The organism is Aliinostoc sp. HNIBRCY26, from assembly GCF_050235535.1.
Taxonomy (GTDB): Bacteria; Cyanobacteriota; Cyanobacteriia; order Cyanobacteriales; family Nostocaceae; genus Trichormus.
Genome location: NZ_CP189852.1, coordinates 2,806,497 through 2,818,718, shown reverse-complemented (window position 1 = coordinate 2,818,718; position 12,222 = coordinate 2,806,497). Strand labels below are relative to the sequence as shown.

Below are 12,222 nucleotides of genomic sequence, written 5' to 3'. Positions count from 1 at the left end.
AATGGTATCTAATCGTTGCTTTGCATCTTCAATGGTCGGCATATTTACGCTCCACTAAATGTATATATGCTAACAGTAGAATCAAGGGTAAAATTCAATTCTTTCTGAGTATGGGACTTGGGGGTTGTGGATTTAGTTGCAGTTTCTGCCATTGCATCTAGAACCGAGCGAATGACAGCCGCAACACAAGGAACAGCTACAGTATTTCCGGCTTGTTTTCTGACGGCTTGATAACTGCCAACTATCTGAAAAGAATCAGGGAAGCCTTGGAGCCGCAACATTTCGCGTTCTGTCAGTCTCCTTTCACCATTGACTAAAAGGTAATTATAGGACGCGCCTGCTCTCAAGGCACAGGAATAGGGGTATGCACTAATATTCCCGCCTTTGTTTTCATGCCAGATAGTCATCTCACTATACTGCTGCTTCCCCTTTCGTTTTTCTATGCGACTATTCCTGATTTTTTCAGAAGCATAATAGAAATCTGGAACTTCTTCTGCCAAAATTTCCGTTAGGGGTTTCATCGGCACACTACCTTTAGGCCAGAGGAAATCAATGGGTTGGCGGAAGCCAACAATAAAAATGCGTTCGCGCTTTTGCGGTAAACCAAAATCAAGCGCGTTGAGAATGCGATAGTCTGCATAGTATCCTAAGTTGCGAATAGTCTCCATGATTCGCCTGAGTGTTTGCCCTTGATTATGTCCTTTTAGCTGTTTGACATTCTCAAGGATAAAGGCTTGAGGCTCTTTCACTTGCAATATACGGGCGATGTCAAAAAATAAAGTACCGCGTATATCATCAAAACCTTTCATGTCTCCGCATATACTGAAGGGTTGACACGGAAACCCTGCAAATAAAATATCGTGTTCAGGAATGTCTTGAGTATCTATTTTAGTGATGTCGCCTGCGGGTTGTTCTTTAAAATTGACTGCGTATGCTTTTTGAGCAGCAGGATCTATATCACTGGAAAAAACGCATACTGGTTCAAGATTCCTCTCTTGGCAAACCATTTGCGCTGCAATACGAAACCCGCCAATGCCACAAAACAAGTCTAGAAATTTGAGAGTGGCTTTTTGTTTGGTGCGCTGCATTTGTTTGGCGTTGACAGGAAGTTGGCAAATGATTATCCAACAATTATCGCTCACACAGCAAGAGACAATTACTGACTCTGCCTCAACTTATCCACTTTCAACCATACAAAGATTTGTTGTGCTGTCAGGGTTAAATTTACTCCTGGTATCATTGTAAGTTGGCGATCGCCTCTCATCACTTCAGGTTCTTGTTGAGGAGTAAAAACTAGTACAGAATAGTCATCTGGGTCGAGCATCCAGCCTAACTTACTGCCATTTCTCAAACAGTGCAGAATATTGTCTATAACGCGGTTGACTTTTTGATCAGGTGAGAGAATTTCGATTGTCCAGTCGGGTGCTTGTCTAAAGTCATCCTCTGGTTCACCAATGTCATTTAACGGGATGCGATTCCACGCCACTACTGCAATATCTGGGACAATCGAACGTCCTGCAAAAGTACATCGCAACTCAGGTAAGGCTGTGTAGTCTGTGGTGTTGCTATCAACTTCACCCAAAAGACGTTTTTGTAAAATAGAGTGTCGAGTTTTAGGCATAGGTTTTTGGACAGCAACTCCATCCAAATATTCCCATGCTGGAGAATCCTCTAAGTATGGCAATTTGAGGAAATCTTCGAGAGAGAGAATTAAAGTTGTAGAAGCGGCCATCTATTTGCCAGAAATTCGTTTCTTAGTTTCAGTGTAAAACTTTCAACTACAGTTTATTAATTATTTTTGCTGTTCTTGATTGGGAATAGAATCTGATAAACGTTTAGCCAGAGTGATAAAATCTGAGGGAATCATCACTAAAGTAGTTGTATTATTTTCTGCTCCTACTTCAGTTAACATTTGCAATCGCCGTAATTCTAAAGCTACAGGATTCTCTATGATTAATTGAGAAGCTTCGGCTAATTTGATGGAGGCTTCTTGTTCTGCTGAGGCTTTAATGATCCGAGCGCGTTTTTCGCGAATCGCTTCTGCTTCCTTGGCCATTGCTCTTTGCATGGCGAGTGGAATTTCCACATCTTTCATTTCCACCCTTTCAATCACAACTCCCCAAGGTTCAGTAATTTCATCAACAATTTCTTGAACTCTGATGTTGATTTTGTCGCGATTTTGTAAAACATCATCTAAAATATTTTGGCCTACGACATTACGTAAAGTTGTCAAGGCGGTTTGATAAACGGCTGACTGGTAATTTTCTACTTTATTGATGGCTTTGGATGGATCAAGAATGCGGTAGTACAAAACGGCGTTAACTTTAATAGTTACGCTATCAGCAGTTACTGTTTCTTGCGGTTCAATATTGACTGTTTTAGTCCGAATATCGACTTGAGTTTTTTGGTCAATCATGGGCAGAATCCAATATAAACCCGGCCCCCTGACACCGTTAATTCTACCTAAACGGAAAATAACGCCACGCTGGTATTCTCTGTCTAGCTTGAAGCCAAATAGACTGAGAAATATTAAGAAAACAAAAAATGAACTAATAAAAGTCCCCATATTTCATCGTGCCGGTGTAGTGTGAATGTATTTTAGCTCTGGTAAAAACGAGCTATGGGTAAAAAGCAGATAATGTAATGTTATTTATCAAAGATATGTTTAACAATGATAAATCTGCTGGTTTTACCAATCTTCACCAATCCAGCGACAGATAGGAACTAAGATGTTGTACCTTGAATTTGCAAATTAATATTACCAGGGGAGAAAGTTTATAGATTTGCTCGACACATTCAACTAAGCAACTTATGGGTGTTACAGCTTACAACAAGCATTAACAAAAATTGACTATAAAAAAGGGTAATGAACTCAAGTTCACTACCCCTGACTGTTCAATCTAGGAAGGCGGCTTAAACACCGACTTTTTGCTTTGACCACACACCGTTTTCGTCTTCATCAAATTTCTGATGAACAGCTTCCCATGCTGCTTGTTCAGCTGTAAATTCGTCGCTGGTGTCACTTAACACTTGGTTGTAGCGTTGGATGAAAGTGTTTTGAGCGTCTGAAGAAAGATGAGAACGGACTTCAGGCGACAAGTCTTCAGGACTGTTGCAAGGGCCGGGACAGGGATGAGCTAGTGCTTTCTCGATAGTATTAATTTCTTCTGCACCGGCACTTTCTAGTAATAACTGGAATTCTCCGGCGCGATCGCTTGGTACTTCTACCAGCACTAAAAACTCACCAGCTTGTAGGCGGGTTTGATAGACTGCGGCTTTATCTTCAGGCATTCCCAAGGTAGTGAGAACGGAGACTAAACCAGCACCAGCACTACCTGCGATCGCACCACTCGCTGCTCCTAGAAGAATCGCACTAATAGGGCCAGCTGCTACGATGGGGCCGACAAAAGGAATAAACAGTACACCCACCCCTGTCAAAAGGCTCAGAAATGAACCAAACAAGGAACCAAATATAGCTCCTGTTCTCAGACCTCCGAGAATTACATCTCTTTTGGTGATGAATCCTGCAATCCGAGTCTCTGACTGAAAGTTTCTGCCCATGACCGAAATATGGTCTCTAGGTACACCTCTATCTAATAACCGACGAATTACATCATCAACTTGCTTTTGTTCTTTCAATACTGCGGAAATTGTACGTTCTGCTTGATAAACTTCTGGCACTTGTATACTCCTTAAAAGGCAAAAGGTAAAGGGCAAAAGGCAAAATACAAAAGGTAAAAGGAAGGAAATCTTTTTCCTTTTTCCTTTTTACTTTTGCCTTTTTAAACACCTACAGGGGTTTTAGTTTCTGTTGCTGGTTGTGTACCGTTGGGTTGAATTGGTTGACCTTCAATAAATGAACGCAGCATCCAAGCCATTTCTTCGTGGTCTTCCATGAGGTTAGTGAGAAAATCAGCAGTTCCTTGGTCATGGAACTCTTCACCACTGCGGTCTACGTGTTCTCTCAAATTCCGAATGATCTGTTCGTGATCTTCTACTAGTCGCTCTACCATACCAGTTGCATTGGGGACATCTCCGGCGTGTTCCTTGAGAGTTGCGACTTGTAGAAATCCTTCCATTGTGCCTATAGGATAACCACCTAACGCTCTTACCCTTTCAGCTAACTCATCAATATTTTCTGTTAGTGCTTGATAATGTTCTTCCCAAAGTTCATGTAAACTGCGAAACTGAGGGCCTACAACATCCCAATGGTACTTTTTGGTTTTTACTAATAGGAGGTAAGAATCTGCTAAATCTTGATTTAACAAATTAATTACTCCTTGGCGTTGTTCTGCTGTTAAACCAATGTTGATAGTACGCATTGCTATTATTTCCTAAGCTGACGTTATGTACTAAAGTCTCAAAAGTTAGCCGTGATTTACATCAATCAAAGGAAAGATTGTCCAATAAAAATTAACTATAACTAAAGTCTCAATAAATGCTAAATATATTAAAATTAAGTCAGGTTTTAAAACCTGACTTATATTAGTTCTATGAATTGAGATAGGAATATTCAAACCTAAAATTTATGATTAATTATGGTTTTTACCTATCGTTTGATACTAAGTTACTTGTTACCTGTAACTTTTTCTAGGAAACTCTTTACTTCATCTTCTACGGAAGTTGCACTTTGAGAATTTTCTGGACGTTTCATTTTTTCAATGTCAGCAGCACCTTGGACTTCATTTAGCCCTTCATTAGATTTTCTCTGCACTTCTTCTAGTGTTGGTGGTGGAGACTTAGCAACTTCATCAGTTTGGCGTTGTGTCTCTAAAAGTTGTGTAGTAGCTTCTGTTGGATCACTTTTGTAGCTCTCAATCGCAAATGCTGGACTAGTGCTGGACAGTAACAGCAATGCACAGGTAAAAGCGATGATGAGAAACTTGAATGGACGTAGAACACAACTAAACATATTCATTGTTAATCCTCTATCAAATTTGCCAGATGTTAACTTAATTTGAGATAGCGTCTAATTCAAATTAATTTTTAGCTTCTATCTCATGATTAAGTTATAATGCTTATATAGCTTGTAAGAACTCCTGATATTTTCCTAATATGATTTAAGTAGGTAAATAGTAATTTAATTTTGCTTCAGGTATTCTGTTTTTACAAGCTATGCAAGCTGTTTTTATTGTTAATCTAAAAATAAATTTTTAAATCGGTCTAGAGAATGAAATTTTTCAATGTGGTGCAGTAAATAAAATCATTCTTGTGGTGTATCGACTCAAAAGTATATGTAATTTTTTTGATAAAAACATCATATATAAAATTAATAAATGTCTATAATTATCTACTACTTAAGTTATATTTCTTCAGTATAAGTAAGATTACTGCTCTCATTGGTCAATACTACTGAGTTTGACACTCAGTAATATACTCGCCAGATTGACAATAACTTGTGGCCACGTAGTGATCTATTTAAGAAAAAACCGCGATCGCCTGAAAATTTTTTCCGCAAATGCGCTGACGATTTTGCAGCCTGTCTTCATAAATTCCGCAAAAACACGGTTCCATTAGTTTGGGCTTTTGATCAAAACTGCAATCATCAAGCTTATGAGGGTGCATTCATGATTAGCCCTGTAACTAACGTAATTCGATGTAATTTAGAAAAAGCTAAAGAAGTAGGTATGAAGTGGGAAAACGCTTCATGTAGCGAAATTAGAGCCTACTGTTTAGAAATTTTAAAGGAAATCGGATGCAACAGTACCGAACTCCCAGATAACTTACAATCACGGGAGCAGCAGTTAAATTTCATTACAGGTTTCGCATCTTTTGCCTTCGGGGAGGTTCAAAATGTCCAGAACTGTAATTGAAGATGTTGATTATGATCCTGAATGGTCAGAAGAAATTACCTTTCCTGCAACAGACAGAGATTTATTGATTCTGACGCAAAGGCTGTGTGATCAAGACGTTCCTACCAAAGTTTTCTTTCAAGCGATCGCAATCGCTGCTTATGATGGTGCATCTGCGTTTCGTTATGCTGATCAATATTTAACTAGCGTTCAGCATCTGCATAAACGTAGGCGTAAAAACTTACTCTTGTTCAGAAAACCTTTATTTAATTTTGACCAGAACTAATTGCTGATCACTCACAAAAAGTTGCAGGTGTAGGTTTTTCACAGTAGAGAAAGTTGAGAATTAATTCCCAATTTTATTTGTCTTTCTTGTAGTTATTCGACCATAGTTTGTAAAAAACCTACACACACTTTTATAATTGCGAATTGCGTTAGCGAAGCGGGGCGTTAGCCCATTGCGAATTGCGAATTGGTTTATCTCACCCAGTTAACATCTTAGATTAGTGTTTAGCGAGAAACTCTGACACAGGATTGTCCAGCCGGAGGGGGATCAGCATAAACCGCCAAAGTATGATATTCCGGTGCATCATCTCCATAAAGAACTCTGAAAGTATATAGTTTGGGTTGACCTTGAGCTTCTGTAATTACTGTTAAAAGCGTATTATTAGTTTTAGGCAGTCCGGGAATATTAAGTTTAGGAATACGTCGCAGTTGAATGACGTTAGCACCAGAGTTTTTACAATCGCCACTATTTTCTTGACCAAACTGCATACACATAGACCCATCAAAATCTAACGTTACCTCCGATGGGTCATTGAGCCAGACTTTTCTAATAGTTTCGCCGGCGGGGATAAAGCTTAGATTTGTTCCTTGTTGATACCACACTGTAATCGTGGGTACGACTCCCCCCAAACCTTGAGCTTGACAAGAGAAAATTGAACGCAAAACGGCATTATTTGCAGCAGCACGACCAGCCAATAATAGTATTGCAGCTGTAAATATCAGAGAAACGCCGTGACCGAAATGAGGTTTCATGTTCAATATTACCTAAACTGAGTTGTGAGTGCTGAGTGCTGAGTGCTGTTAGCGATAGCGCGGCGTTTAGCCGGTGCTGAGTAATGAGTAATGAGTAATGAGTAATGAGTGCTGAGTAATGAGTGGGAAGTGTAATAGTCATTAGTTATCCTTTTTCTCCCCCTGCTTCCCCTGCTTCCCCTGCTTTCTCTACCTTGTCCCCAATCCCCAGTCCCCAGTCCCCAGTCCCCACTAAAACTGCATTGCTTGATTGACATATATCTCAACTTCCGTACCCGCAGGTAATAACCAAACGTTACTTTGTTGCATCATTTGGGCGATCGCTTGTTGATTGCGTTGGGAAATTTGAGGAACGACGGAGTTTAAACCACCTTCCAGTACGCCTGCTGCGATGTTTCGGCGGTTGGAGTCGTTGGTGACGACGGTACTACCACCGTTGACGGTGACTTGGGAATCGGTGCGATTGTATAACTCTGCGGCTTTCGCTATCCCACCTAAGACGAATAAACCTGCGTCCATTGAGGCTATTGAGGAACTGCGATTGGGATATTGTTGTGCTACTAGGGGTCTACCTCCACCAGCGCGAATCAGTAAGGCGTTTTCGGGGACATCTCTTTCTGTGAGATTACCATCACTGGGGATGAGGACTTTGGCTATCTTCATCTGGACTAGACCCTGTTCCGAGATGGAACTTACTTGCGTTAATAACTCGGTTTTTGCAGGTAAAGCGATCGCGCCACTACTATCTTTGAGGGGTTCTCGCAACTGCACGACAAACATATTGGGATTATCGCTGTTACTATCATCACCCCTATTTCTAGTAGTTTCACCAAAAGCTGCCGTAGCTAGTACCCCTTTAGCACTAGTTCCTACTTTTAAAGATTTTGGAACTTGGTATCTAGCTATACTTGTATTAGGGTCTATTCTGGAGGGTGGGCGATAGCTATCGGGGTTAATCGGCTGGGGTGGCACATAGTTATTAGCCGGTGGTTGAGCAGTTGCGGCTATTTGCGGGGCGTTACCTGTGTTAATCTCTCCATAACTACCCAACTTAGCTAACCTTGACCATTCTGCAAAGGGGTTGGGTGTGGATGGTGTGGCTGTTGGGGCTACTGGAGGGGGTGGTAGCTGTGGGATGGCAGAATTAGCAACGGGGATGGGTGGCGGTAAATAGGGGTTGTTTGGAATTCGCTCAATTACCACAGTTCTGGGTGTAGGCTGCGACACAGGAAATCTTTCGGTTCTCACACTAGGGTTAGTTTGGATGGTGGGAGTAGCCGTTGGGCGGGCAGTGGGTATGGTACTATTGCGGAGGCTTTGTTGTGCCTGTTTCACTGCTTGGGCTTGTTCCGCCAAAGCTAACTTTGTTTTGAGCGTTTCTACCTCTTGTTGCAGGTTTTCCTCTGGAGACAAACTAGCAGTAGGTGTTGGGGTTGGCGATGCAACTATATTACTCGACTTGGGCTTTTGATTAGTGCCACTCATCATCTGTGTGAGGAATACACCAGCCACTAACACCACAGTCAAAGTTCCTGTTCCCACTAAAGCCAACTTGGCAAAGGGATTAGATGACAGGGGTTGTTCTGTGGGATCTGCGATGGGAGTCTCTGGAGATGGTTGATCTACAGCAGGTGCAGATTCCACATCGGGGGATTCTTCTTCCAATCCCACTAATTTTGCCATTTGTGATTCCCAGTCATCTACGGGCAAATCTTCACTAGGTAAGGGTGTGAGTGAGATGGGCGGAGTTTCAGTAATACCGGAATGGGGAGTCATGGTGTGTTGCTTAGTTGGATTTAGTGGAACAGTTCTTGTCTTCAATGTCGCAGATATTATAAATTTCTAACCGCGCTTCACCCAAACGGTAAGCGGCTAAATGCCACGGTAAGGGTTTATTCGGTAGGGAAATTGCTGATTCATCTATGGCTTGCACTAAAATCTGTTTATTAAAAGGAATTGACCTGCCTAAGTTATCAGAGTTATTAAAAATTAATTGATATGCTCTCATTTCGACTTGCCATTTACCCTCACCAATAGGAGTTGGCTGGGAAATTTTCTCAACGATGAATATATGTTCACCACTTCTATTAGCATTGCCAAATTGCTGAGTTAAATTCAAATTATTAATTTCAGTTAAAAATTTTGATTGTAAATTACTCACTAATAACGATGAGCTACTTTCCCAAATAGCAGCCGGTGGCTGTTGTGATGACCAAGTAAGCATCAGCGTCATAGTTTCACCTACAAAGCGACGGATAGTTTCTGGATATCGTTCCGCACTTGATTTGGGGTCTACTGTAATGGCATTCCCATTCACAAGTTGTACTAGACTACGGGGTGTTAATCGCCGATTTAATAGTTCTAACATTGACCCGTGAAACATCAGCAACAGTAAAGTCAACAGATGTAAGCCAAATGTTCCGACAGCTAGGAGGGGGAGGATACTATTTTTTTTCGTTTCCGATTTGAGTAATTGCATAAGATTGGGGACTGGGGATTAGGGACTGGGGATTGGGGAGAATTCATTGATGATGTGAAATTAATTGGTTTATCAAGATTTTTATCTGATGAAACTATTATTGGCACAGGGGTTAGCTTGTTCGTTATTACCGTTACTGTAGCTATCTATTAAACATAAATTGCGGATTTCGTAGATTTCTAATTTGTCAGCGCGGCTACTATAAATTGCTTTTTGTAAGTCGGTGCTACTAGAGGATAAAGGAGAGGGAAAATAATCTACTGCACGTACTAGTAAGTCTTTATTGAAGGGCGTAATTAATTTTTGTCCATCAACTTTTTTTGTCTGCACTAAATCAGCCACCATACCTACACGCCACTGTCCAGGGGCAAGTTGTACAGGGGGATAGACTCGCTTAATTACCAGTTCTGCGGATATCGCTTGGTTGGGGTTAATAGCAAATACCTCTGGAGGGGTCATATCAGCTATAACACTCAAAAAACCCTTGCGGAAATCTTCGGAAATGGCGAAACTCGCAACCCAACTACTAGTAGTAACTTTTTGACTCCCGCCGTTGGGGGTTCTGACTAAAATTCCTGGGTCTGGTTTGGGTTTGGCGACTTCTTCTATATTTTGTGGTGGTAAATTTCCTGACCAGTTAAACATGGAAATCATGGTTTTACTGACAAACTGACGAATGGCCTGGGGTTCTCTGGCTAATTCATCGAGGTTGTTAATAGGTTGACCATCAATTGTCTGTACAAAATTAGGAGGTTTTCGCAGGCTTAATTGACGAATGTTTAAGCCTTGGGAGAGGAGAATTAATAATACTAAAAAATGTAAACTAAAAGTGGCGATCGCAAAAATTGTGATTGCACTAATTTTCTGTTCTTTCTTTCTCGTTAACAAGTTAGTCATTATTACTTTCTACCCTCACAATTTAGAGTCTATCTCTCACCAATTCCGATGTATTACTAATCGCATTAAAAACTGACATTCCCCCCAAGCCAGCTAAAATTAAAGATAATAAAGGGGCTAAAACGCCCAAGAAGATCATAAACCACATTAAATCAGGATTGGCGTTGGGGTCTTGCGCCGGGCCATTCACTATCACCGCCGCCGTTAAAATGGCAATGATATTAAAGGATATTTTGGCAATTCCCGCCGCTAAAAATCCTGTAATCCAAGCGAAAATCGGTTTACCAGCTACGGGTAGTAAAGAACCTCCCACGGCTAAAGGGCCTAAAGCTGCTATCAGCAACATTGTGGCTTCAATTAAGTTTTGAAAGGCAAATTGTAATGATATCAGAAAGCTTTTAATTGTAGTTTGTACTGTATTTCCTAATAGTGAATTAAAATTAGTTTCCGTAACAATTCCGGTACCGAATCTAATCTGATTCACTTGATTTTCTAATCTACTAATCCAAACTTGATTCCCATATAAATTTCTATATTCACGCCAGAGGTTATCAATTCTCTCGCTGGCTTTAGTTAAACATTGGTTTTGTTGTTCACCAGTCAATGATTGACAAGGACGCAGTAAAGAGCCTGCGACTTCTTCAGCCACACTCATATTTAATGCTTGTTGATAAACTAGATTCCCATTGGCTGTGGTGATGACTTGTTGATTGACTGTGTTAATAAAGTTACGCACACCCAAAGTCAAACTTGAAAGCATACTACCATTCCCAGCATTACTGAGTAAGACTACGACAATAAACGGCCAAACTAATGCAGATATCGGGCGCGAATATTCACTATGAATAACATCTTTGAGCCATTGAACCATGAAAAATAAAAGTGTGCCAACGGCGAAGAAAATACCTAAGTTAGTTAATGCGCCATATAAATTGTTACTGGTATTATTTTGTAGTAGGTCTAGCCATTGATTGTCCCAGCTTTCTGCTAGGCGGCGTGCTGTTGTGACACCATTATTGAGGGTGTCGGTGATACCAATTTCAGCTAGGATTTGTTTCGCGCCAAGGCGCAAAGGCACAAAGTTATTCATAGCTTTAGTTATCGGTTTTTGTCCCGAATAAATCGATTTGGGAGGTGGTGCGTAGGAGTCTGGCGGCTTCTGTGGCAGAATCTATTCGTCGCGCCCGATTTGATTCTTCTATTTGTTGGGATATGTTGGCTAGGTTTAAATTGGAGTATTGGATAAATTGATTGGTTTGGAGGTTTTGCGCTAGAGTTTCAGCGATGAGTTTGGATTGTTCGCTTTGGATTCTAATGCTTTGATACTGTAAATTAGATTGTTCTCTAGAGGCAATATTGACAGGGTTATCTGTGGGTATAGCTCCCAATATTTTACCGAGTATACCGTCAGATTCACTACTAATATTGGTAATGTTTTCTATTGTTTGTTCTGTATTTTCTAGTTTATTTTTGGTTCTGATTTGGGCATCTCTGCCTAAAACACCGACTACGGAACTACGGGTGATGACTCGGTTAATTTCGTTAGTAACTGAGTTAGAATATACTGCCTGGTTGTTTTCAAATTTATCGGGAATGGTGTTAAAAAATAAGATACCTTGGCGGGCTTGTTTGCCTGCATCTACAGGGTTAGGTAAATTTAAATTTCCGCGAGAGTTACTCAGAGCATTTTGAGAGTTATTATCTAAACTGTCATTGAGGTTATTTCTCAGATAATTTTGAAAGTCTGTAGAGTAATATTGAAAGTCTGTCCAAACTTTACCTAATTGTGCCATCGCAGGCAAAATTAAGAGAGTTGAGAATATCAGAGTTAATAAAGTAGTTTTTTTCATATGTATGTCACCCCAGTCAGTACAATTCGCAATTCGCAATTCGCAATTCGCAATTAATACCCACGGATAAATCCGAGGGCTTGAACCAAGCAAAGTTTAAAATGTCTCTATCCATAAATAAATTTAGGGGCTTGTACCATCAAGGAATAATTGGTCACATAACTTA

General features: G+C 40.5%; 14 protein-coding genes. 2 read left to right on the top strand and 12 right to left on the bottom strand.

Annotated elements, in window-relative coordinates; genetic code table 11:
- Positions 1 to 44: 44 nt before the first annotated feature.
- The 6 genes from ACQFX9_RS11985 to ACQFX9_RS11960 form a co-directional block, all read right to left on the bottom strand.
- Positions 45 to 1,088, bottom strand: a complete 1,044-nt coding sequence (locus ACQFX9_RS11985; protein ID WP_427162211.1) for a DNA cytosine methyltransferase — start codon at positions 1,086 to 1,088, stop codon at positions 45 to 47.
- Positions 1,089 to 1,156: 68 nt separating this feature from the next.
- Entirely contained in the window at positions 1,157 to 1,732 is a 576-nt protein-coding gene (locus tag ACQFX9_RS11980; RefSeq protein WP_427162210.1) for a Uma2 family endonuclease, read from the bottom strand.
- Between the two features lie 60 nt (positions 1,733 to 1,792).
- Positions 1,793 to 2,566 carry an SPFH domain-containing protein gene (locus ACQFX9_RS11975; RefSeq protein ID WP_427162209.1) on the bottom strand — a complete coding sequence of 258 codons (774 nt, stop codon included), beginning with the start codon at positions 2,564 to 2,566 and terminating at the stop codon, positions 1,793 to 1,795.
- 347 nt (positions 2,567 to 2,913) lie between these two features.
- The gene (locus tag ACQFX9_RS11970; RefSeq protein WP_427162208.1) at positions 2,914 to 3,681 is read right to left on the bottom strand and encodes a ChaB family protein; all 768 of its coding nucleotides are present in this window, start codon (positions 3,679 to 3,681) and stop codon (positions 2,914 to 2,916) included.
- A 101-nt stretch (positions 3,682 to 3,782) separates the two neighbouring features.
- Positions 3,783 to 4,322: a Dps family protein gene (locus tag ACQFX9_RS11965; protein WP_427162207.1), complete on the bottom strand. Its 540-nt coding sequence runs from the start codon at positions 4,320 to 4,322 to the stop codon at positions 3,783 to 3,785.
- Between the two features lie 245 nt (positions 4,323 to 4,567).
- Positions 4,568 to 4,918 (bottom strand): hypothetical protein, encoded by a 351-nt coding sequence (locus ACQFX9_RS11960; RefSeq protein WP_427162206.1) that lies wholly within the window; start codon positions 4,916 to 4,918, stop codon positions 4,568 to 4,570.
- A gap of 649 nt (positions 4,919 to 5,567) precedes the next feature.
- Between ACQFX9_RS11960 and ACQFX9_RS11955 the strand changes: the two genes are divergently transcribed.
- The gene (locus ACQFX9_RS11955) at positions 5,568 to 5,813 is read left to right on the top strand and encodes a hypothetical protein (RefSeq protein WP_103138699.1); all 246 of its coding nucleotides are present in this window, start codon (positions 5,568 to 5,570) and stop codon (positions 5,811 to 5,813) included.
- Positions 5,794 to 6,078, top strand: coding sequence for a hypothetical protein (locus tag ACQFX9_RS11950; RefSeq protein ID WP_427162205.1), 285 nt, complete (start codon positions 5,794 to 5,796; stop codon positions 6,076 to 6,078). The genes ACQFX9_RS11955 and ACQFX9_RS11950 overlap by 20 nt, the downstream gene beginning before the upstream one ends.
- 224 nt (positions 6,079 to 6,302) lie before the next feature.
- Here the strand turns inward: ACQFX9_RS11950 and ACQFX9_RS11945 are convergent, their stop codons facing one another.
- The 6 genes from ACQFX9_RS11945 to ACQFX9_RS11920 all read right to left on the bottom strand — a co-directional run bounded on the left by ACQFX9_RS11945 (position 6,303) and on the right by ACQFX9_RS11920 (position 12,056).
- Positions 6,303 to 6,830, bottom strand: coding sequence for a hypothetical protein (locus tag ACQFX9_RS11945; RefSeq protein WP_236144843.1), 528 nt, complete (start codon positions 6,828 to 6,830; stop codon positions 6,303 to 6,305).
- A gap of 231 nt (positions 6,831 to 7,061) precedes the next feature.
- The gene (locus ACQFX9_RS11940; protein WP_427162204.1) at positions 7,062 to 8,606 is read right to left on the bottom strand and encodes a TrbI/VirB10 family protein; all 1,545 of its coding nucleotides are present in this window, start codon (positions 8,604 to 8,606) and stop codon (positions 7,062 to 7,064) included.
- 10 nt (positions 8,607 to 8,616) lie between these two features.
- Positions 8,617 to 9,309 carry a hypothetical protein gene (locus ACQFX9_RS11935; RefSeq protein ID WP_427162203.1) on the bottom strand — a complete coding sequence of 231 codons (693 nt, stop codon included), beginning with the start codon at positions 9,307 to 9,309 and terminating at the stop codon, positions 8,617 to 8,619.
- 81 nt (positions 9,310 to 9,390) lie between these two features.
- Positions 9,391 to 10,206 (bottom strand): hypothetical protein, encoded by an 816-nt coding sequence (locus ACQFX9_RS11930; RefSeq protein ID WP_427162202.1) that lies wholly within the window; start codon positions 10,204 to 10,206, stop codon positions 9,391 to 9,393.
- Positions 10,207 to 10,228: 22 nt separating this feature from the next.
- Positions 10,229 to 11,296 carry a hypothetical protein gene (locus ACQFX9_RS11925; protein ID WP_427162201.1) on the bottom strand — a complete coding sequence of 356 codons (1,068 nt, stop codon included), beginning with the start codon at positions 11,294 to 11,296 and terminating at the stop codon, positions 10,229 to 10,231.
- Positions 11,297 to 11,300: 4 nt separating this feature from the next.
- Positions 11,301 to 12,056, bottom strand: a complete 756-nt coding sequence (locus ACQFX9_RS11920; RefSeq protein WP_427162200.1) for a hypothetical protein — start codon at positions 12,054 to 12,056, stop codon at positions 11,301 to 11,303.
- Positions 12,057 to 12,222: the final 166 nt, after the last annotated feature.